The following is a 20,713-nucleotide window of genomic DNA, read 5'->3' on the forward strand; positions in this document are numbered from 1 at the left end:
TCCCCACTTGTAAAGGAAGACAAGTTTGAAAGTCATCTTCGCCTGCACGCTGTTTTTAAGTCTGCTGTTTTCTGCGGCTTGCGAGCGCGTTGTAACTCCCGATGAATACTTTGCAATCGCCCAGAGAGTGGCCGCGAAAATCCAGCGTGAAGCCGATGAAAGGATCAGGCTGGAGGCTGCCGGGGAGCCTGAAATCAAGTACAGCCCAGAGCAGCTGCGCAATGCGGAAGGTGATCTTGAGGCACTCGTAGACAATCTGAAGCGAGCGTCCGATGGCGGACATACACTTGCCACGTACTTTCTGGCTAACCTGCAGGACAATCCGATGTTCTCTGAGCGGTCGCGCAAAGAGACCTGTGGTCTTTACCAAAAAGCCATGGATCAAGGCTTGCTTGCGGCTGCGGTTGGCTATTACCACTTGTGCGATAAGGCATACGAAAGGTTTGATCTGCACAACGCGGATCACCTGAAGTACTTGCAGTCGCTGGAACAGTTGCTGAAAAAGCCCAATGTCCATGGTGACGCCTATCCGTTACCGGCCAAGCATTCCCTGTGCTTCTTCGACGAAGGGGCACCGTTACCGCAGCAGGGCGCGTTGGCGGCCATGCGGGCCCGCGCCGTCGCGCTGGTCCTGACAGAAGATCAATATCGGGCCGAGGCCAACTACATTTTGGCGCTGACGCGTGTAAACAGGAATGACCGGCATGACAGTCAAAATATTGCTGATCTGGATGAAGCTGAAGCGCTGGGCTGCAATGATTTCCATGGACTGAGCGCCATGATGCGCAATGCAGTCAAGATCGCTGAAAAGCAATAACGGGCATTCGCAATACAAACTGTGGGAGTGACGGTGCGACCTGCTCGCGAAAGCGGATGTTCATTCAACATTGATGTTGAATGTTATGGCCTCATCGCGAGCAAGCTCAGCTCCTACAGTTTTTGTTTTGTGCCTGGGAATCAGCGGCGGTCTGCGACGACACCGATGAGCACCAGCACCACCAACAACACCGGTGCCAGGCTGTAGTTGTTGAACTGGCTCAGGCCTTTGATGATCCATGGCGTGGCGTAAATAAGCGCGACGCCGCTGCCGATCATGCACAGCAGGGCCATCAGCGGGACGCGCAAGGCGCCGGCAATGCTGCCCAGACGTGCGTCGACCCAGCCTTTGATATCGGCGCCAAACAACACCAACAGACAGCCCACCAGTGCCAGAGCGATTTCAGACAGGTTGCTACGGCTCCAGCGGGACGCGGTGGCGAGCAGGTCGAGTATCAAATCCATTCGTTTTCCCTTAAGGCTGAAATCAGCTCAGAAATGTCTGCAGCAAGTCATTGAGGAAGAGTTGTCCGCGCTCGGTGGCCGCCAGACGTGACGGTTCGACCTGCAACAAGCCACTTTGTTCGGCGACCTGGCGGCCTTCGGCGAGGCTTTCCAGGCTCATTCCGGTGCGTTCCGGATACAGTCGCGATTCCACGCCCTCGGTCAGGCGCAAGGCGTTCATCAGGAATTCGAACGGCATTTCTTCATTGGTCAGGGCTTTCTCCCCAGCCTTGAAGCTTTTGGCCGGGTTGAGGTAGTCCTTCGGCAAGCGGGTCTTCCAGGTGCGGACGATGCGCCCGTCTGGGTGGCTGAGCTTGCCGTGAGCCCCGGCACCGATGCCGATGAAGTCGCCGAAACTCCAGTAATTGAGGTTATGTCGCGCGGGACGGCCAGGCTGGGCATACGCCGAGACTTCGTATTGCGCGTAACCGTGCTCGGCCAGTAATGCCTGGCCGGCTTCCTGAATGTCCCACAGCGTGTCGTCTTCCGGCAGCGTTGGCGGCTGGTTCCAGAACACCGTGTTCGGCTCCAGGGTCAGTTGATACCAGGACAAATGCGTCGGCTTCAGGGCGATGGCCTGGCGCAGGTCGCTCAGGGCGTCGTCCAGGGACTGATCGGGCAAACCGTGCATCAGGTCCATATTGAAGTTGTCGAACCCGGCCTGACGGGCCATGCCGGCGGCACGCACCGCTTCGTCACCGTTGTGAATCCGCCCCAGGGCCTTGAGTTTCTCTTCCTGAAAACTCTGGATGCCGATCGACAGGCGATTGATGCCCAGCGCTCGGTAGGCGACGAACTTCTCTTGTTCGAACGTCCCGGGGTTGGCTTCCAGGGTGATTTCGATGTCGCTGGCGAAGGGGATGCGCTGTTCCACGCCTTTGAGCAAACGGCCCAAGGCTTCAGCGCTGAACAGGCTCGGCGTGCCGCCCCCAAAGAAGATCGAACTCAGCTCACGACCATAGACCGCATGCAGGTCTTGATCGAGGTCGGCGAGCAACGCGTCCACATACTCTTCTTCCGGCAGCACCGGGCTGGCAGTGTGGGAGTTGAAGTCGCAATAAGGGCATTTGCGCACACACCACGGGATGTGGATGTACAACGCCAGGGGCGGCAGCACGGGGAGGGCGGCCCGAGGCGATTGGGCGGCACCGCCGAAGATCAGCGGCGACGCGGATGAGTCATGGATCATTTCAGGCCCAGACGCTGGCGCAGCAGATCCATTGCACGGGCGCGGTGGCTGATGAGGTTCTTGTCGCTCGGGCTCAACTCGGCGCTGGAGCAGTCGCGTTCCGGCACCCAGAACAGCGGATCGTAACCAAAACCGTGTTCGCCGCTGGCCGCTGGCAGGATGCGTCCGTGCCACAAGCCTTCGCAGATAATCGGCAGCGGATCGTCAGCGTGACGCACCAGCGCCAGCACGCAGACGAACTGTGCACCGCGTTCGGCTTGCGGCACGTCTTTCAACACGTCGAGCAGTTTGGCGTTGTTCGCCGCATCGCCCTGGCCATCAGCGTAACGAGCCGAGTAGATCCCCGGCGCACCGCCGAGGAAATCCACTGCCAACCCCGAATCGTCCGCCAGTGCAGGCAGGCCGGAGATGCGCGCGGCATTGCGGGCCTTGAGGATGGCGTTCTCGACGAACGACAGGCCGGTTTCTTCAGGCTCGACGCTGCTGAACTCGCCGATCGAGCGCAGTTGCACCGATTCGCCGAGCATGGCCTGAAGTTCCTTGAGTTTGCCGGCGTTGTGGCTGGCCAGTACGAGTTGCGTGAAGTTGATCATTCGCCGGGAAAGAGCTCTTGGTTGAAATTGATGGTGTTGATTTTATCGCCGTTCTGCACCTTGATGTCGAAGGTCCGGACTTCCTGCTGATCGACCGGGAACTGGGCGATGTAGTAGATCGCGCCTTGTTCGGTGATCTGTTTGAACTTCAACGGTAGGGTCTGGCTGGTCAGGTCTTTCACCGATCCGCTGACTTCAGCGGTCAGTGGTTTGCCATCCTTGAGCACGGAGACGTTGATCACACCCTGGTTCTTGCTGCGTGTCAGCCCGGCTGCTTTGGCGATGTCCGGTGTCAGGAAGGTGGAGTTGAAGGTGTTGTAGTGCACCGTTACATCGCCAAAGGTTTCCTTGCGCTCGCCTTTGATGACGTCGGCGGCCATGGCGGTGACGCTCAGGCAGGCAGTAAGTACAAACAGCGCTAGACGACCCATGTTCGTTCTCCTCGAAGTGTCGCGATTCAGACCGCGACCTTGTGGTCTTGCAGCCCGGGGCTGCTGACGCGGTAAATACCAATTTCACCTAATAGATTAGGCCATAGCTTACTGGCCCACCCGTGACGGTGTTGTTGATCCACGGCAAGCCGATCAATGACCCTGGCTTCACGTTCGCGACACAACGCTTCAAAGTCTTCGAAGGTGCAAAAGTGGATGTTCGGCGTGTTGTACCAGGTGTACGGCAGAAAATCGGACACCGGCATCCGGCCCTTGCTCGCCAGGTACCAGCGGCAACGCCAGTGACCGAAGTTGGGGAAGGTGATGATGCACTGGCGACCGACGCGCAGCATTTCGTCGAGGATCTTGTCCGGGTAGTGCACGGCTTGCAGCGCCTGGGTCATGACCACGACGTCGAAGCTGTTGCTGGCAAAGTTGCCCAGGCCCTTGTCCAGGTCCTGCTCAATCACGTTGATGCCCTTGGCCACGCACTCGGCGATGTTGTCCGGGTCGTTTTCCAGGCCATAGCCGGTGACTTGCTTGTTGTCGCGCAGCCAGGTCAGCAATTCGCCATCGCCGCAACCGAGGTCGAGTACGCGGCTGCCGGCGGGGATCCATTCCTGGATGATTTCCAGATCAGCTCTCATGGCTTTCTCACAACGTAATGCGGTTCATGTAATTGCTGAATGCCTGCAAGTAGCGCGGGATCGGAATCAGGAAGGCGTCGTGGCCTTGCGGAGCGTCGATCTCGAGGTAGCAGACGTCTTTCTTGGCCGCCATCAGCGCGTCCACCAGCTCCCGCGAGCGGGCAGGGGAGAAGCGCCAGTCGGTGGTGAAAGACATCACGCAGAACTTGGCCTGGGCGTTGGCGAAGGTTTTCGCCAGGTCATCGTCGAAGTTCGCCGCCGGATCGAAGTAATCCAGCGCCTTGGTCATCAGCAGGTACGTGTTGGCGTCGAAACGCCCGGAGAACTCTTCGCCCTGATAACGCAGGTAGCTTTCGACCTGGAATTCGACGCTGTGGAAGTCGTAGTTGAGCTTTTCGCTCTTCAGGCCCCGACCGAATTTCTCACCCATCGAGTCATCGGACAGGTACGTGATGTGCCCGACCATCCGCGCCAGCATCAAGCCACGCTTGGGGATCACGCCTGCTTCCTGGAACGAACCACCGTGGAACTCGGGGTCGGTGAGGATCGCCTGGCGCGCCACTTCGTTGAAGGCGATGTTCTGCGCCGACAGCTTGGGGGCCGAGGCGATGGCCAGGCAGTGGCGAATGCGATCGGGGTAGGTGATGCTCCATTGCATCGCCTGCATGCCACCGAGACTGCCGCCGATCACGGCGGCCCATTGGCCGATGCCCAGCAGGTCAGCCAGGCGCGCCTGGCTATGAACCCAGTCTTCCACGGTCAGTACCGGGAAGTCAGCGCCGAACGGCTTGCCGGTTTCCGGATTGACGCTGCTCGGGCCGGTAGAGCCGTTGCAACCGCCGAGGTTGTTCAGGCTGACCACGAAGAACTTGTTGGTATCAATCGGCTTGCCGGGGCCGATGCAGCTGTCCCACCAACCGGGTTTGCGGTCGTCGGTGCTGTGGAAGCCGGCAGCGTGATGATGACCGGACAAGGCGTGGCAGATCAGCACGGCGTTGCTCGCCGCGGCATTCAGCGTGCCGTAGGTTTCGTAGATCAGGTCATAAGCTGGGAGCGAACGGCCGCAGGCCAAGGCCAGGGGTTCGCTGAAGTGCGCCACTTGCGGCGTCACCAGACCAACAGAATCGGGGGGAAAGGCAGCTGGCATCGACCCTGCTCTCGTTGAAATGAGGCGTAAGTCTAAAGACCGCTGCCTTTAGCAGCAAGCTAACTTCCCCACCGCTACCGATCGTTCCCACGCTCTGCGTGGGAATGCCTCACTGGACGCTCTGCGTCCGCTTCGGCTGGGACGCGGAGCGTCCCGGGCTGCATTCCCACGCGGAGCGTGGGAACGATCAGGGAAAGGTGAGATCCGGCAAATCCGGCAACTTCTTCGGCGAGCAAATCCGCACTCGCTTCTGCCGGTTCAACTCGCCGCTTATCAAGCTCACCTGACTCTTGGACACCCCAAACGCCTTGGCCAGAAACGCCATCAAATACGCATTGGCCTTGCCTTCAACCGGCGGCGCCGTCAGGCGGATCTTCAATCGATCCCCATGCAGCCCGCAGAAATCATCGCTGCGGGCCGCCGGTTGCAGGTGACACTCCAGAATCAGGTCGTCACCGTCCCAGCGAAAGTAGCTCACCGGGTCAGATCAGCAGACGCAGGATTTCCGGCATCATCGTCATGGCGGCGAGGTTGTTGATCACCAGCATGTCGATCAGCTTGAGCACCATGAACGCCAGGATCGGCGAGATATCCAGGCCGCCGAGGTTCGGCAGGATCTTGCGGAACGGCGCCAGGGCCGGCTCGCAAATCTGGTTCACCAGTTCGGCGCCAGGGTTATGGCTGCCCGGTGCGACCCAGGACAGGATCACGCTGATGATCAGGGCAAAGAAGAAAATCTTCAGGAACAGCGCAGTCACGCCGATCAGCGACCAAATCAGCAATTGCAGCGGGTTACCGATGGTGCCGTACGTCAGCAGCAGGGTCAGGGCCATCAACGCCAGTTGCACGAGGATCGCCAGCACCAGCGAGGACATGTCCAGGCCGAACATGCTCGGGATGATCCGACGCAATGGCTTGAGCAGCGGCTGAGTGGCTTTCACGGCGAACTGGCAGAGCGGGTTGTAGAAGTTTGCGCGTACCAGTTGCAGTACGAAGCGCAGCAGCACGATCAGCAGGTACAGGCTGCCCAGGGTTTGCAGCACGTAGACCGCTGCAGTGTTCAATCCAATCATGTAAGGCTCCTTATTGACCCAATTGTTCGGCCATCTCGGCCGAGCGGTGCGCAGCGGCGCCAAGTGCTTTTTCTACCAGGGCTTCGAAGCCGCCGGCCTGGAACGACTTGATCGCCGCTTCCGTCGTGCCCGCAGGCGACGTCACGCGGCGACGCAGTTCCGCAGCGTCGACGTCACTGGCCACCGCCATATGAGCAGCGCCCAAAGCGGTTTGCAGGGTCAGTTGTGCAGCAATGTCTGCTGGCAGGCCGAGCTTCACGCCGGCGGCGGTCATGGCTTCGATCAGCAGGAAGAAGTACGCAGGGCCCGAGCCGGAAACGGCGGTGACCGCGTCCAGTTGCTGCTCTTCATCCAGCCACAGTGCAATGCCAACGGCGGACAGCAGTTCTTGCGCCTGTTTGCGTTGCTCGGTGCTCACTTGCGCCGTGGCGAACAAACCACTCACCCCCTGACGCAGCAGCGCCGGAGTGTTGGGCATGCAACGCACGATCGGTTGGGCGCCGAGCCAGTTGTTCATGCTGGCGCAGGTGATGCCGGCTGCAATCGAGACCACCAGTTGATTGGGCTTGAGGCTTGGGCGAAGCGCTTCGCAGACGGCTTTCATCGCTTGGGGTTTGACCGCCAGTACGATGACTTCGGCGCCCTGGATGGCGTCGGCGTTGTCGGCGAACACCTCGATACCGTGTTCAGCGTTCACGCGAGCGCGGGTTTCAGCGCCCGGATCGCTGGCGCGGATCTGCGCGGCGTCCAGACCTTTGGCGCGCAGGCCGCCGATCAGGCTGGCCGCCATGTTGCCGGCACCGATAAAGGCAATACGAGTCTTGCTCATGTCAGGTCCTTATAGAGAGGTATGTCAGCCACGTTATGGCTGGCCGTAGTCGCGGGCGCCAAACAGGGCCGTACCAATACGGACCCACGTGGCGCCTTGGGCGATGGCGGACTCAAGGTCGTGGCTCATGCCCATGGAAAGTGTGTCGAGCGGCAGGTTCAGGCTGGCTTGCAGGTGCTGCACGGCAGCAAAAGCGGCATCCTGGGCGGCGCGATCTTCAGTCGGCTCGGGGATTGCCATCAACCCGCGCAGCTTGATGCGCGGCAGTTCGCTGATGGCATTGGCTAAGGCCGGCAGGTCGGCCGGGGTGCAGCCGGACTTGCTGGCTTCACCGCTGACGTTGACCTGGATGCAGATGTTCAGTGGGGGCAACTCGGCAGGACGTTGTTCGGACAGACGTTGTGCGATTTTCAAACGATCCACGGAATGCACCCAGGCGAAGTGCTCGGCGATAGCGCGAGTCTTGTTCGATTGAATGGGGCCGATGAAGTGCCAGATCAAGGGCAGGTCGGCCAATTCGAGCTGTTTGCTCAAGGCTTCCTGCAGGTAGTTCTCGCCAAAGTCGCGCAGGCCGGCGGCATACGCTTCGCGCAGGGCCTCGGCGGGCTTGGTCTTGCTCACGGCCAGCAGCTGGACGCTGTCTGCGTCGCGCTTTGCGGCAACGGCGGCAGCGTGGATGCGTGAACTAACCTGAGCGATGTTGTCTGCTATCGTGGACATCAAATCCTGCCTGAAAAGTGCCTACACTCGATCATGCGGCGTTAAAAGTCGACTCAGAATGCTCATTGACTGACGTCAACTCCGCTTCTTCGCCGACTTTTGCCTTGCCTGATCATCGCTCGGCGACTTTATCAGGCGAGGATTAGGCGCCGGCGGCTGAAGGTTCGCGGCATTCTACTGGAATTGAGGAACGCTATGGATATCACTGAGCTGCTGGCTTTCAGCGCGAAACAGGGCGCATCCGACTTGCATCTGTCTGCCGGCCTGCCCCCGATGATTCGGGTCGACGGCGATGTGAGGCGCATCAACCTGCCAGCCCTGGACCACAAACAGGTGCAGGCGCTGATCTACGACATCATGAACGACACGCAGCGGGTGGACTTCGAGAAGCACCTGGAGACCGACTTCTCCTTTGAGGTGCCCGGCGTGGCGCGTTTTCGGGTTAACGCGTTCAACCACAATCGCGGTGCTGGCGCGGTATTCCGGACCATTCCATCCAAGGTCCTGAGCATGGACGACCTCGGTATGGGGGAGGTGTTTCGCAAGATTACCGAAGCGCCGCGGGGGCTGGTGCTGGTGACCGGCCCGACCGGTTCCGGCAAATCCACCACCCTGGCGGCGATGATCGATCACCTGAACAGCCATCGTCATCAACACATCCTCACCATCGAAGACCCGATCGAGTTCGTCCACGAGTCGCGCAAATGTTTGATCAATCAGCGTGAAGTCCATCGCGATACGCGCAGTTTCGCCACGGCCCTGCGCTCGGCCCTGCGGGAGGACCCGGACGTGATTCTGGTGGGGGAGATGCGGGATCTCGAGACCATTCGCCTGGCGTTAACCGCCGCCGAAACCGGTCATCTGGTGTTTGGCACGCTGCACACGACATCGGCGGCGAAAACCATCGACCGGGTGGTGGACGTGTTTCCGGGGGACGAGAAATCGATGGTTCGTTCGATGCTGTCCGAGTCGTTACTGGCGGTGGTGTCGCAGTCGTTGGTCAAGAAAATCGGCGGCGGGCGGATCGCGGCCCACGAAATCATGCTCGGCACGTCAGCGATCCGTAACCTGATCCGCGAAGACAAGGTGGCGCAGATGTACTCGTCGATTCAGACCGGGGGCAACCTGGGGATGCAGACGCTGGATATGTGCTTGAAGGAGCTGGTGAGCAAGGGCTTGATCAGCCGCGAGCATGCGCGGGAGAAGGCGCGCACGCCGGATGGTTTTTGAGGGATTGAGAGCGGACCTGTGGCGAGGGGACTTGTCCCCGTTGGACTGCGCAGCAGTCCCGATTTTGGGGTCGCTTCGCAACCCAACGGGGACAAGTCCCCTCGCCACAAATCAGCGCTGAACAACCTGCAGGGTGTTCTTCTCTTTTGGCATAACACGCTTGGCAACCACGTAGTGGCTTTCCCAATAGGGTTTCTTCAGCGTGTCGATGGTTACCGACTTGCCACGACGTGGTGCGTGGATGAAGCGGTCGTTGCCCAGGTAGATGGCGACGTGATTGACCTGGCGGCTCTTGATGTTGAAGAAAATCAGGTCGCCAGGCTTCAGATCCTTGCGATCGACTTTCTCCCCATGGCCGCTGGCCATGGCGTTGGAAGTGCGCGGCAGGTCGAACGTGGCGTCATTGAACGCGTATTTCACCAGGCCACTGCAGTCGAACCCTTTACTTGGGCTGCTGCCGCCCCAACGGTAAGGCGTACCGAGGACGTTTACGGCGCGGCTCAGCACGTTGCTGCTTTCCTTGGTCGCCATCGGCGGAACAAGGCCACTGTTGCTGCTCAGTTGAGGAGCGCGTTTTACGGTCTGTTTGTTTTTGCTCGAAGGAGCAGAAATATGGGATTTTGGGGTGTAACCATTAACGTTAGGAAGACGTTGCTCACGATTGGTGGCGTGGGCGGCCAGTGGCATCAAAAGGCAAATGGTTAGCCATGTCTTGAAAAATGGACGCATTAGGCAAGGCTCATATAAGTTAGCGCGCAACTTTATAACAGCTTTTTTGGCCCTTCCGCGGCCGTTGGTCGATTCAACCTTGGGGTCAACGGAACCAAATAAGCGGAAAATAGACGCGATTGTCGGACACAACGCTTGTGTTACAAGGGTTTGACGGGACACAAGGTAGCATTTGCCATACGTCGGCCACCTGTAAAAAAGTCACAAAGATTTAAAGAATATTTATCTATCGTGTGAATCGAGGTCCTTCATGAACACCTATCAACAACCCGTTTCGCATCAAGACACGCACAGCAAGGTCATCGGTTACCTGCTGTGGATTTTCGGTTTTACCGGCGCTCACCGCTTCTATTACGGCAAGCCGGTAACGGGGACGATTTGGTTCCTAACCCTCGGTTTGTTGGGTATCGGTTGGCTGATTGACGTGTTTCTGATCCCGGCCATGGATCGTGAAGCGGACCTGCGTTTTACCGCCGGGCCCATTGAGTACAACGTTGCGTGGATTCTGCTGACGTTTCTTGGGGTATTCGGCGTACACCGCATGTATCAGGGGAAGTGGATCAGCGGATTGCTGTACCTGGTGACGGGCGGGTTGTTCTTTTTGGGGGTGCTGTATGACTTCTGGACGCTGAATGACCAGGTGTCGATTCGCAATGCGCAGAACCGAGGCGCTTTCCAGTGATGATCGTTCCCACGCTCTGCGTGGGAATGCCTCAATGGACGCTCCGCGTCCGCTCTTGGGACGCAGAGCGTCCCGGGCTGCATTCCCACGCGGAGCGTGGGAACGATCAGGTCGCGCTTACGCCTGGTGGCTGATGCGTCCATCCACCAAGGTGTAACGCACCACGCCCGGCAGGCTGTGGCCAATGAACGGGCAGTTTTCGCCTTTGGACAGCCAGGTTTCGCCGGCCACGGTCGACGCCGCCGGGTCGAACAGCACGATGTCCGCTGGTCCACCTACCGCCAGTTTGCCCGCCGGCAGGCGCAATGCCTCGGCAGGTCCGGTGCTCAAGCGCGCCAGCAGCGTTGGCAGGTCCAGCAAACCATCCTCCACCAGCGTCATCGCCAACGGCAGCAGCAGTTCAACGCTGCTGATGCCCGGCTCGGTGGCCCCGAACGGCGCCAGTTTGGCGTCCCGCTCGTGGGGTTGGTGATGACTGGAGATCGCCGAGACGACACCGGATTTCACCGCTTCACGCAGGCCATCGCGGTCGGCGCGGGTGCGCAGCGGCGGCTGGACGTGATAGAGGCTGCTGAAGTCGATCAACGCTTCGTCGGTCAGGATCAGCTGATACAGGGCGACATCGGCCGTCACCGGCAGGCCGCGAGCCTGGGCCTGAGCGATCAAGGCCACGCCACGGGCGCTGGTGAGCTGGCTGAAGTGCGCGCGCACGCCACTTTGCTCGACCAGCAGCAGGTCCCGGGCCAGCGCCACGGTTTCAGCGGTTTCGGGAATGCCCGGCAAACCGAGGAAGCTGGCGGTCGGGCCTTCGTGGGCCAGGCCTCCTTCGGCCAAGTCATGGTCCTGAGAGTTGAAAATCACCGTCAGGTCGAATGTTGCGGCGTATTCCAGCGCCCGGCACAGCGTGCGGGTGTTGCGGAAGCTGTCCAGGCCGTTGCCGAAGGCCACGCAACCGGCATCGCGCAAGGCGACCAGCTCGGCCAACTGTTCGCCGTCCAGGCCTTTGCTCAGGGCGCCGATCGGGAACACCTTGGTGTTGCCGGCCTCCCGGGCGCGGTCGAGGATCAGTTCGGCCACGGCCGAGGTGTCCAGCACCGGTTTGGTTTTCGGCGGGCAGCACAGGCTGGTGACGCCACCGGCCGCGGCGGCGCGGGTTTCGCTGACGATTGAGCCTTTACGGCTGTAGCCCGGCTCGCGCAGGGCGACGTTCAGGTCAACCAGCCCAGGGGCGGCGACCAGGCCTTTGGCGTCGAGGGTATCGACGGCGACAAAACCGGCGGGCGCAGCGCCAAGGGCAATGATCTTGCAGGCTTCAATATGGATATCGGTAACTTGATCCAGGCCGCTGGCCGGATCGATGACGCGTGCGCCGAGAATGCTGAGCTTCACTGGGCGTTCTCCTGCTCGAATTGGCGCTGGGCTGTTTGCCCGCTCATGGCCATGGACAGCACGGCCATACGAATTGCGATGCCGTAGGTGACCTGGTTGAGGATCACCGAGTGCGGGCCGTCGGCCACCGCCGACTCAATTTCAACCCCACGGTTGATCGGCCCCGGGTGCATGACGATGCAATCCGGTTTGGCTCCGGCCAGACGCGCGGTGGTCAGGCCGAACAGGCGGTAGAACTCACCTTCGCTCGGCAGCAGGCCGCCAGTCATGCGTTCACGCTGCAGGCGCAGCATGATCACCACGTCGACGTCTTTCAGGCCTTCGGTCATGTCGGTGTAAACCTTCACGCCGTATTGCTCGATGCCGATCGGCAGCAGGGTTTTCGGCGCGATCACGCGGATGTCCGGGCAACCGAGGGTTTTCAGCGCCAGCATGTTCGAGCGCGCCACCCGCGAGTGCAGGATGTCGCCGACGATAGCCACCGAGAGATTTTCGAAACCGCCCTTGTGCCGACGGATGGTGAGCATGTCGAGCATGCCCTGGGTCGGGTGGGCGTGACGGCCGTCGCCGCCGTTGATGATCGCCACTTGTGGGCACACGTGTTCGGCGATGAAGTGTGCCGCGCCGGAATCACCGTGGCGCACGACGAACATGTCGGCGGCCATGGCTTCCAGGTTGCGCAGGGTGTCGAGCAGGGTTTCGCCCTTGCTCGCCGACGACGTGGACACGTTCAGGGTGATCACGTCCGCCGACAGTCGCTGAGCCGCCAGTTCGAAGGTGGTGCGGGTGCGGGTGGAGTTCTCGAAGAACACGTTGCACACGGTCTTGCCACGCAGCAGCGGGACTTTCTTCACCGCCCGGGCGCCGACTTCGAGGAACGAGTCGGCAGTGTCGAGGATTTCCGTCAGCAGCTCGCGGCGCAAACCGTCGAGCGAGAGGAAGTGGCGCAGCTGGCCCTGATCATTGAGCTGCAGCGGGCGCTTGGTTTCTAGAGGCGTCATCGCGAGGGGGACTCTCAATAGGGCGAATTAAAGGGCGAGGTCTTGCAGTTCGAGCTTGAGTTCCGGGCCGGAAAGTTTCACCCGTTCATGGGCGGCCAGCGACAGGGTCGCGCCGACCACGTTCGGGCGGATCGGCAGCTCGCCGGCGTCCAGGTCCAGCAGGCACACCAATGTCACGCTGGCCGGGCGGCCGTAGTCGAACAGCTCATTGAGGGCGGCGCGGATGGTCCGGCCGCTCATCAGCACGTCATCGATCAGCACCAGGTGTTGGCCTTCGATCTCGAACGGCAGGGCAGACGGGCGCACTTGTGGGTGCAGGCCGTTCTGGCTGAAGTCGTCGCGGTAGAAGGAGACGTCCAGGGTGCCGAGGGGCGAATCGCTGCCCAGTTCATCGAGCAACGCCTGGGCGACCCAGACACCACCGGTACGAATACCGATGTAGCGCGGCTCGCTGATGCCACGGTGTTCCAGGTGCGCCTTGAGACGGGTCGCCATCTGGCTGATCAGTTCGGCGGGATTGGGCAGGCTCATGGTTGCTCCTTCTTGGGCCCGAGCCGGGTTCTGCTGGAGAGGTGGCTCGGGTTGTCGCTAAGTAGAGACGCGTGTTGCGGCTCTTCAGGATTCGAACAATGCGGTGTTTTCGTCGAGCCAGCCTTGCAGCAGCAGGGCCGCGGCGATGGCGTCCACCGGGTTGTCGCGGTAGCTGCCCTTTTGTCCGCCACGATCACGCCGTTCACCCTTGGCTTCGAAGGTGGTCAGGCGTTCATCGTGGGTATAGAAGGGCAGGTTGTAGCGGCCGTTGAGACGGCGGGCGAATTTCTCGGCGCGCAGGCACATGTCGCTTGGCGTGCCGTCCATGTTCAAGGGCAGGCCAACCACCACCGCATCGGGCTTCCACTCTTTAATCAGGGCTTCGACCTGATTCCAGTCAGGAATACCGTTTTGTGCCTTCAGGGTGCACAGCTCGCGGGCCTGGCCGGTAATCACCTGGCCGACCGCAACGCCGATCTGTTTGGTGCCGTAGTCGAAACCCAAAATCAGGCGCAGGGCCATCAGGCGTGTCCCGCCTGGCTGGTCAGCAGGCTGAGATTGACGCCCAGGTGCTTGGCCGCTGCTTCCAGGCGCAGTTCGCTGCTGGTGTTGAACAAAATTTCGGCATCGAACGGGCAGGTCAGCCAGGCGTTCTGGGCCAGTTCGGCTTCCAGCTGCCCGGCTTCCCAACCAGCGTAGCCGAGGGCGATCAGGCTTTTCGCCGGGCCGACGCCGTCGGCGATGGCGAACAGCACGTCCTGGGAGGTGGACAGGGCCAGTTTCTCATCGAGCTCGACGGTGGCCTGATAACTCTGCCCCGAGGGGTGCAGGACAAAACCGCGATCGGTCTGCACCGGGCCGCCGATGAAGATCGGCACATGCTGGCAGAGCACCGGCGGTTCGATGTCGGGGCGCAGTTGCTCGAGGATATCGGCCAGGTTGAGGTCTTGCGGACGATTGACCACCAGGCCCATGGCACCATTGGCCGTGTGCTCGACGATGTAGGTCAAGGTGTGCGCAAAGTTCGGGTCGGCCATGTGAGGCATGGCGATCAGGAACTGATGCTTGAGGTAGCTGGGGCTGACGTTCTTCATGAGCGCTAGTGTGGCGTTGGTGGCGCAAACTGACAAGCCGAGGATGGCGCAATTTGGCAGTCGGCACAGACCAAATGTGGGAGCGAGCCTTTGTGGCGAGGGGATTTATCCCCGTTGGGTTGCGAAGCGACCCCAAGCTTGCAACCCCGTTATGACTGACACGCCGCATGCAATGGTTTTACGACTGCTGCGCAGCCGAACGGGGATAAATCCCCTCACCACATCTCCCACAGGGGATTTGTGGGGTGTCAGTTGCTGGAGAGCCTGTCCCCGCGGGCAAACTTCCAGGTCCGGATGATTTCCAGGCGATCGATGTCCGACAAATCCCCGGTAAACGGTGAAAACGGCGCCGCCAGCCGCACGATGCGCTGTGCCGCCTGATCCAGCAGCGGTTGCCCGGACGACTCCAGCACCAGCACTTCAAAGAGCGAGCCGTCGCGGTTGATCGACACCATCAGGCGCAAATTGCCGTAGATCTGCTTGCGTCGCGCTTCGTCGGGGTAATTCAGGTTGCCGATGCGCTCGACCTTCTTGCGCCACTCGTCCTTATACCAGGCGCCTTTGTCGCGCATGGTCGACGCGGCGCTCAGGCGGTGGATACGCGGCCGCTTGGCATACAACTGTTGTTCGTTGGCCAGTTCCGCTTCCAGGCTGGCGATGTCGGTGGACAGCTGTTCACTGTCAAACGTCGGCGCGGCGACGGCGGGTTTGGTGACGGGTTTGGGTTCTTCGGTTTTGGCCGGGGCCTTTTTCGGCTTGGGCGCGATGGTGGTCACGGCTGCCTTCGGTGCGGCTTCCTTCACTTCAGGCTTGGCCGCCGGCGGTGGCGTGACTTTCTGCACCTTGTTGTCCTGGAAAGGCGCGACCTCGGTGGTCTTGGGAATTGCCTTTTTATCCAGGGTACCGCTGCCTTCCTGATTCTCTTGAGCGAGGAAGTCGGCTTTCTCAGGCTTCTTTTCGCTTTTGAAGGTGGCGAGGGTGATTTCCAGGGTTTTGCTGATTTGCTGGGGTTCGACCATCGTAAAACCGACGCCCAACAGCAAGGCCAGGTGAATCAGCGCCGCGAGAAACAGGGTAAAACCGAGGCGATCAGCCGGGCGCACGCCACGATGGGCGAGTTCAGCAGGTAGATCGGACGGAAGCGTCATGACAAAAAAACCAACATCGCGTTTTTCACAGGCCGCGGATGATAACGCAATGTTGGTCGTTTCTTGGCTGTTCTATATCAACGGGCCTTGAGCTTCTGATCGATGGCATCCATCAACAGGCCGCCGATGTCAGTGCCGAACGCGTTATCAATCTCGCGAATGCAGGTCGGGCTGGTGACGTTGATCTCCGTCAGATGCTCGCCGATTACGTCGAGACCGACGAACAGCAGGCCCTTCTCACGCAGGGTCGGGCCGACTTGGGCGGCGATCCAGCGATCTTTCTCGGTCAGCGGTCGGGCTTCGCCACGGCCACCGGCGGCGAGGTTGCCACGGGTTTCGCCAGCGGCCGGAATTCGTGCCAGGCAGTAATCCACCGGCTCGCCGTCGATCATCAGGATGCGCTTGTCGCCATCGACGATCGCCGGCAGGTAACCCTGAATCATGATCTGCTGTTTGCCATGCAGGGTCAGGGTTTCGAGGATTACCGACAGGTTCGGGTGGCCGGCGGTGTGACGGAAGATCGAAGAACCGCCCATGCCGTCCAGCGGCTTGAGGATCACATCGCCGTGGTGGTCGGCGAATTCACGCAGTACGTCCGGGCGACGGCTGACGATGGTCGGCGGCGTGCACTGCGGGAACAGCGTGGCGAACAGTTTCTCGTTGCAGTCGCGCAGGCTTTGCGGTTTGTTCACCACCAGCACGCCAGCGCGTTCGGCTTGCTCCAGCAGGTAAGTGGAGTAGACGAACTCCATGTCGAACGGCGGATCCTTGCGCATCAGGATCACGTCCAGATCGCTCAGCAGCGCGTCGGTCTCGGCTTCGAGCTCGAACCATTTTTCCGGGTTGGCGAAGACTTTCAACGGACGCATCCGCGCCCGCGCTTCGCCTTCGGCCTGGTACAAATCCCCCTGTTCCATATAGAACAGTTCCCAGCCGCGCTTCTGTGCGGCCAACAGCATGGCCAGCGAGCTATCCTTTTTATAGGAAATGCTGGCAATAGGATCCATGACAATCCCGACGCGAACGCTCATGGGTTTTTCCTCGAATTTGGGTGGTCCGATTGGACACGAAAAAGTGGCGTCAGATTGGCGCTCAGTGTGTTCCCGGTCAAGGAAAAACCACCGCGCCGGTCCCCCGATAGATTGCATTTGGAGACTGTGCTAAAAAGGCTGCCATATCGTTCCGGCCCTTAAACATCAAGGGTTTCGAGCCTCCGGTTATCGGAAATGGACAATTTGATTCGCAAAGGCGACGGCAGAGCATTTATGGAACAGCATTCCAGCGCCTTGAAGGTCATGGTGATCGACGATTCGAAGACGATTCGCCGCACCGCCGAAACGCTGTTGAAGAACGTGGGGTGTGAAGTGATCACCGCCATCGATGGTTTCGATGCCCTGGCCAAGATTGCCGACAATCACCCCGGCATCATCTTTGTCGACATCATGATGCCGCGTCTGGATGGTTATCAGACCTGCGCTTTAATCAAGAACAACAGTGCGTTCAAGTCCACGCCAGTGATTATGCTGTCGTCCAAGGACGGGCTGTTCGACAAGGCCAAGGGGCGCATCGTCGGCTCCGACCAGTTTTTGACCAAGCCTTTCAGCAAGGAAGAACTGCTGAACGCGATCCAGGCCCATGTTCCGGGCTTCGCCGCCGTTTTGCCGCAGTAGGACACGCACAGTGACGCTCGGCCAGCGGGCCCGGCGTCGACAAGAATGGGGAAAACCATGGCACGTATTCTGATCGTCGATGATTCGCCGACCGAAATGTACAAACTGACCGGCATGCTGGAAAAGCACGGTCATGAAGTGTTGAAAGCCGAAAACGGCGCCGACGGCGTGGCCCTGGCCCGTCAGGAAAAACCCGACGCCGTTCTGATGGACATCGTCATGCCTGGCCTTAACGGTTTCCAGGCGACCCGTCAGCTGACCAAAGACCCGGAAACCGGGCACATTCCAGTGATCATCATCACCACCAAGGATCAGGAAACCGACAAGGTCTGGGGCACGCGCCAGGGCGCCAAGGACTACCTGACCAAACCGGTCGACGAAGAGACCCTGATCAAGACCCTGAACAACGTGCTGGCCGGTTGATCGTCCGGCCATGACCGAGTCGTTGACGGCTTTCGAACTGCTGCTGCAGATCGACCAGCGTTGTCGTCTGCTGGCGGCGGACTTGCCGTCCCAGCCGACCCGACAAGACAGTTGGAGCGGCATCGGCTTCCGTCTGGGCGAACACTGGTACGTCGCGCCGATGGGCGAGGTCAGCGAAGTGTTGCACGAGCCTCGGTTCACCCAACTGCCAGGGGTCAGACCCTGGGTCAAGGGCGTGGCCAACCTGCGTGGGCGTTTGTTGCCGATCATCGATTTGTGTGGCTTCTTCGGGTATGAGCTGTCAGCCGTGCGCAAGCAGCGCCGGGTATTGGTGGTGGAGCATAACGACGTGTTTGCCGGGTTGATGGTCGATGAAGTCGTCGGCCTCCAGCACTTTGCCCAGGACAGCCTTGAGGCGGTAGATACCTTGAGCGGCCCGATTGCACCGTTCATCAAAGGCCGGTTTCAGCGTGAGCAGACCTGGCAGGTGTTCAGCCCGTTTGCGTTGGTGCAGTCCCAAAGCTTTATGCACGTAGCGCTGTAACTGGCGCAACGCCGATCCTATGTGGGAGCGGGCTTATGTGGTGAGGGGATTTAGCGAAACGTCGCACCGCCCCGTTCGGCTGCGCAGCAGTCGTAAAACCATTGCATGCGGTGTGTCAGACACAACGGGGTTGCAAGCTTGGGGTCGCTTCGCGACCCAACGGGGATAAATCCCCTCACCACATAAGCCCGCTCCCACAGGGTTCTCGGCAAGGTTCATAGACGTTGGTTAACAGGCGAGGACCGATGATAAAAGCAAAAACAGGCAAGCCAGAAGGGTCGCGCAGCCGGTCACAGATCATCGCGCTGTTCATCGCGCTGATCGTCTTCATCATGCTGCTGTTCGCCAACTTCGCGTACCTCAACACCCAGGCCACGTACGACAAACAGTACATCGGCCACGCTGGTGAGCTGCGCGTGCTGTCCCAGCGCATTGCCAAGAACGCCACCGAAGCGGCGGCCGGCAAGGCGGCGGCGTTCAAGCTGCTGAGCGATGCGCGCAATGACTTTGCCCAACGCTGGGGCTATCTGAAGAAAGGCGACCCCGCCACCGGCCTGCCGCCGGCGCCGTCCACCGTGCGCCCGGAAATGCGCGCCGTGCAACTGGACTGGGAACGCTTGCTGAAAAACACCGACGCGATCCTCTCCAGCGAACAGACCGTGCTGTCGCTGCATCAAGTCGCCGCGACCCTGGCCGAAACCGTGCCGCAGTTGCAGGTCGAGTACGAAAAAGTCGTCGAAACGCTTCTCCAGCGCGGCGCCCCGGCTGCGCAGGTGGCCATGGCCCAACGCCAGTCGCTGTTGGCTGAGCGGATTCTCGGTGCAGTGAACACCGTGCTGTCCGGTGATGAAAATTCGCAGCAGGCCGCCGACGCCTTCGGTCGCGATGCGGCGCGATTCGGCCAGGTACTCAACGGCATGCTCCAGGGCAATCCGTCACTGAAAGTCAGCCAGGTTGAAGACCGCGATGCTCGCGCGCGGTTGATCGAGATTTCCGAGCTGTTCGAATTCGTATCGGGTTCGGTGGATGAAATCCTCGAAACCTCGCCGGAGCTGTTCAAGGTCCGTGAATCGGCCACCAGTATCTTTACCCTGTCGCAGACCCTGCTCGAGGAAGCCTCGCACCTGGCCGGCGGTTTCGAAAACCTGGCCGGCGGGCGCAACACCGACACCATTGGCGGCTACGTGCTGGGCCTGTTGGCGCTGATGTCGATCATCCTCATTGGTCTGGTGATGGTCCGTGAAACCAACCGTCAGCTGCGCGAAACGGCCGAGAAGAACGAGCGTAACCAGAACGCGATCATGCGTCTGCTCGACGAGATCGAAGACCTGGCGGACGGCGACCTGACCGTGACCGCCTCGGTGACCGAAGACTTCACCGGGACCATCGCCGACTCGATCAACTACTCCGTGGACCAATTGCGCGATCTGGTGGCGACCATCAACCTTACCGCTGGCCAGGTCGCTGCCGCCGTGCAGGAAACCCAGGCCACCGCCATGCACCTGGCCCAGGCTTCGGAGCATCAGGCGCAGCAGATTGCCGAAGCCTCCACCGCGATCAACGACATGGCCCAGTCCATCGATCAGGTCTCGGCCAACGCCGCCGAATCCTCAGCGGTGGCCGAACGCTCGGTGGAAATCGCCAACAAAGGCAACGAGGTGGTGCACAACACCATCCACGGCATGGACAATATTCGCGAGCAGATTCAAGACACCGCCAAGCGCATCAAACGCCTCGGCGAGTCTTCTCAGGAAATCGGCGACATTGTCAGCCTGATCGATGACATTGCCGATCAGACCAACATCCTTGCGCTCAACGCGGCGATCCAGGCCTCCATGGCCGGTGATGCCGGGCGCGGTTTTGCGGTGGTCGCCGATGAAGTCCAGCGGCTGGCCGAGCGCTCGTCCGCCGCCACCCGGCAGATCGAAACCCTGGTGCGGGCGATTCAGACCGACACCAACGAAGCGGTGATTTCCATGGAACAGACCACCACCGAAGTGGTGCGTGGCGCGCGTCTGGCGCAGGATGCCGGAGTGGCCCTGGAAGAAATCGAAGGCGTGTCGAAGACCCTCGCCGCGTTGATCCAGAGTATTTCCAACGCCGCGCAGCAACAGACGTCCTCGGCCGGTCAGATTTCCCTGACGATGAACGTGATCCAGCAGATCACCACGCAGACCTCGTCCGGCTCCACCGCCACCGCCGAGAGCATTGGCAACCTGGCGAAAATGGCCAGCCAGCTGCGGCGTTCGGTGTCCGGTTTCACCTTGCCGGCCGCCAAGGCTGAGGCTGCAGATAAAGTGTGAAACGCCTGCGAGCGAATGCA

The 20,713-nt window shown here is 60.4% G+C and carries 25 protein-coding genes; 7 read left to right on the forward strand and 18 right to left on the reverse strand.

Translation table 11 applies throughout. From position 1 onward, the window contains the following. Nucleotides 1–25 precede the first annotated feature (25 nt). Nucleotides 26–817, forward strand: a complete 792-nt coding sequence (locus IB252_RS13505; RefSeq protein ID WP_192409127.1) for a hypothetical protein — start codon at nucleotides 26–28, stop codon at nucleotides 815–817. A gap of 140 nt (nucleotides 818–957) precedes the next feature. On the opposite strand, the gene IB252_RS13510 is transcribed toward IB252_RS13505, so the two are convergent. From IB252_RS13510 to IB252_RS13555, 10 genes are all read right to left on the reverse strand, one after another. Continuing rightward, complete coding sequence (locus IB252_RS13510) at nucleotides 958–1,281, reverse strand: DUF3392 domain-containing protein (RefSeq protein ID WP_008152641.1); 324 nt, start codon at nucleotides 1,279–1,281, stop codon at nucleotides 958–960. Between the two features lie 22 nt (nucleotides 1,282–1,303). After that, the gene (hemW, locus tag IB252_RS13515) at nucleotides 1,304–2,509 is read right to left on the reverse strand and encodes a radical SAM family heme chaperone HemW (RefSeq protein WP_223529890.1); all 1,206 of its coding nucleotides are present in this window, start codon (nucleotides 2,507–2,509) and stop codon (nucleotides 1,304–1,306) included. After that, the gene (gene rdgB / locus IB252_RS13520) at nucleotides 2,506–3,102 is read right to left on the reverse strand and encodes an RdgB/HAM1 family non-canonical purine NTP pyrophosphatase (protein WP_008152637.1); all 597 of its coding nucleotides are present in this window, start codon (nucleotides 3,100–3,102) and stop codon (nucleotides 2,506–2,508) included. The genes hemW and rdgB overlap by 4 nt, the downstream gene beginning before the upstream one ends. After that, nucleotides 3,099–3,533: a DUF4426 domain-containing protein gene (locus IB252_RS13525; RefSeq protein WP_192409129.1), complete on the reverse strand. Its 435-nt coding sequence runs from the start codon at nucleotides 3,531–3,533 to the stop codon at nucleotides 3,099–3,101. Before IB252_RS13525 ends, rdgB begins: the two co-directional genes overlap by 4 nt. A 26-nt stretch (nucleotides 3,534–3,559) precedes the next feature. Continuing rightward, complete coding sequence (gene metW / locus IB252_RS13530; protein ID WP_008152632.1) at nucleotides 3,560–4,180, reverse strand: methionine biosynthesis protein MetW; 621 nt, start codon at nucleotides 4,178–4,180, stop codon at nucleotides 3,560–3,562. 7 nt (nucleotides 4,181–4,187) lie between these two features. After that, nucleotides 4,188–5,327, reverse strand: coding sequence for a homoserine O-succinyltransferase MetX (gene metX / locus IB252_RS13535; RefSeq protein WP_192409131.1), 1,140 nt, complete (start codon nucleotides 5,325–5,327; stop codon nucleotides 4,188–4,190). Nucleotides 5,328–5,514: 187 nt separating this feature from the next. Next, nucleotides 5,515–5,805 (reverse strand): DUF167 domain-containing protein, encoded by a 291-nt coding sequence (locus tag IB252_RS13540; RefSeq protein ID WP_192409133.1) that lies wholly within the window; start codon nucleotides 5,803–5,805, stop codon nucleotides 5,515–5,517. A gap of 4 nt (nucleotides 5,806–5,809) precedes the next feature. Further along, nucleotides 5,810–6,400 carry a YggT family protein gene (locus IB252_RS13545; protein ID WP_046045226.1) on the reverse strand — a complete coding sequence of 197 codons (591 nt, stop codon included), beginning with the start codon at nucleotides 6,398–6,400 and terminating at the stop codon, nucleotides 5,810–5,812. Nucleotides 6,401–6,410: 10 nt separating this feature from the next. Next, on the reverse strand, nucleotides 6,411–7,229 hold the full coding sequence (gene proC, locus IB252_RS13550; protein WP_192409135.1) for a pyrroline-5-carboxylate reductase: 819 nt from the start codon (nucleotides 7,227–7,229) through the stop codon (nucleotides 6,411–6,413). Nucleotides 7,230–7,262: 33 nt separating this feature from the next. Beyond that, nucleotides 7,263–7,949 (reverse strand): YggS family pyridoxal phosphate-dependent enzyme, encoded by a 687-nt coding sequence (locus IB252_RS13555; protein WP_192409137.1) that lies wholly within the window; start codon nucleotides 7,947–7,949, stop codon nucleotides 7,263–7,265. A 195-nt stretch (nucleotides 7,950–8,144) separates the two neighbouring features. On the opposite strand from IB252_RS13555, the gene IB252_RS13560 reads away from it, so the two are divergent. Continuing rightward, nucleotides 8,145–9,179, forward strand: a complete 1,035-nt coding sequence (locus IB252_RS13560) for a type IV pilus twitching motility protein PilT (protein WP_111448454.1) — start codon at nucleotides 8,145–8,147, stop codon at nucleotides 9,177–9,179. A gap of 111 nt (nucleotides 9,180–9,290) precedes the next feature. On the opposite strand, the gene IB252_RS13565 is transcribed toward IB252_RS13560, so the two are convergent. After that, the gene (locus IB252_RS13565) at nucleotides 9,291–9,908 is read right to left on the reverse strand and encodes a C40 family peptidase (RefSeq protein ID WP_111448455.1); all 618 of its coding nucleotides are present in this window, start codon (nucleotides 9,906–9,908) and stop codon (nucleotides 9,291–9,293) included. A 250-nt stretch (nucleotides 9,909–10,158) separates the two neighbouring features. Here IB252_RS13565 and IB252_RS13570 point away from each other — a divergent pair, with 250 nt between their 5' ends. After that, nucleotides 10,159–10,590 carry an NINE protein gene (locus tag IB252_RS13570; RefSeq protein WP_111448456.1) on the forward strand — a complete coding sequence of 144 codons (432 nt, stop codon included), beginning with the start codon at nucleotides 10,159–10,161 and terminating at the stop codon, nucleotides 10,588–10,590. Nucleotides 10,591–10,707: 117 nt separating this feature from the next. On the opposite strand, the gene IB252_RS13575 is transcribed toward IB252_RS13570, so the two are convergent. From IB252_RS13575 to gshB, 7 genes are all read right to left on the reverse strand, one after another. Next, nucleotides 10,708–11,979 carry a dihydroorotase gene (locus tag IB252_RS13575; RefSeq protein ID WP_008152614.1) on the reverse strand — a complete coding sequence of 424 codons (1,272 nt, stop codon included), beginning with the start codon at nucleotides 11,977–11,979 and terminating at the stop codon, nucleotides 10,708–10,710. Beyond that, nucleotides 11,976–12,980, reverse strand: coding sequence for an aspartate carbamoyltransferase catalytic subunit (locus IB252_RS13580; RefSeq protein WP_007897943.1), 1,005 nt, complete (start codon nucleotides 12,978–12,980; stop codon nucleotides 11,976–11,978). The genes IB252_RS13575 and IB252_RS13580 overlap by 4 nt, the downstream gene beginning before the upstream one ends. A gap of 27 nt (nucleotides 12,981–13,007) precedes the next feature. Next, a complete protein-coding gene (gene pyrR, locus IB252_RS13585; protein ID WP_008152613.1) occupies nucleotides 13,008–13,511 on the reverse strand; it encodes a bifunctional pyr operon transcriptional regulator/uracil phosphoribosyltransferase PyrR in 504 nt (167 codons plus the stop codon). 84 nt (nucleotides 13,512–13,595) lie between these two features. Next, nucleotides 13,596–14,033, reverse strand: coding sequence for a Holliday junction resolvase RuvX (gene ruvX / locus IB252_RS13590; RefSeq protein WP_005792259.1), 438 nt, complete (start codon nucleotides 14,031–14,033; stop codon nucleotides 13,596–13,598). Continuing rightward, complete coding sequence (locus IB252_RS13595; protein WP_111448457.1) at nucleotides 14,033–14,605, reverse strand: YqgE/AlgH family protein; 573 nt, start codon at nucleotides 14,603–14,605, stop codon at nucleotides 14,033–14,035. Before IB252_RS13595 ends, ruvX begins: the two co-directional genes overlap by 1 nt. Nucleotides 14,606–14,853: 248 nt before the next feature. Then, on the reverse strand, nucleotides 14,854–15,753 hold the full coding sequence (locus IB252_RS13600; RefSeq protein ID WP_192409139.1) for an energy transducer TonB: 900 nt from the start codon (nucleotides 15,751–15,753) through the stop codon (nucleotides 14,854–14,856). A 77-nt stretch (nucleotides 15,754–15,830) separates the two neighbouring features. Continuing rightward, nucleotides 15,831–16,784, reverse strand: coding sequence for a glutathione synthase (gene gshB / locus IB252_RS13605; RefSeq protein WP_008152603.1), 954 nt, complete (start codon nucleotides 16,782–16,784; stop codon nucleotides 15,831–15,833). 234 nt (nucleotides 16,785–17,018) lie between these two features. Between gshB and pilG the strand changes: the two genes are divergently transcribed. The 4 genes from pilG to IB252_RS13625 all read left to right on the forward strand — a co-directional run bounded on the left by pilG (nucleotide 17,019) and on the right by IB252_RS13625 (nucleotide 20,693). Next, nucleotides 17,019–17,423, forward strand: coding sequence for a twitching motility response regulator PilG (gene pilG, locus IB252_RS13610; protein ID WP_008152601.1), 405 nt, complete (start codon nucleotides 17,019–17,021; stop codon nucleotides 17,421–17,423). A 57-nt stretch (nucleotides 17,424–17,480) separates the two neighbouring features. Next, entirely contained in the window at nucleotides 17,481–17,846 is a 366-nt protein-coding gene (pilH, locus tag IB252_RS13615) for a twitching motility response regulator PilH (RefSeq protein ID WP_008068134.1), read from the forward strand. A 10-nt stretch (nucleotides 17,847–17,856) separates the two neighbouring features. Beyond that, entirely contained in the window at nucleotides 17,857–18,390 is a 534-nt protein-coding gene (locus IB252_RS13620; protein WP_192409141.1) for a chemotaxis protein CheW, read from the forward strand. Between the two features lie 245 nt (nucleotides 18,391–18,635). Continuing rightward, nucleotides 18,636–20,693: a methyl-accepting chemotaxis protein gene (locus IB252_RS13625; protein ID WP_192409143.1), complete on the forward strand. Its 2,058-nt coding sequence runs from the start codon at nucleotides 18,636–18,638 to the stop codon at nucleotides 20,691–20,693. The last annotated feature ends 20 nt before the right edge of the window (nucleotides 20,694–20,713 follow it).

The sequence above is a fragment of the Pseudomonas sp. PDM10 genome (assembly GCF_014852295.1).
Classification (GTDB): domain Bacteria; phylum Pseudomonadota; class Gammaproteobacteria; order Pseudomonadales; family Pseudomonadaceae; genus Aquipseudomonas.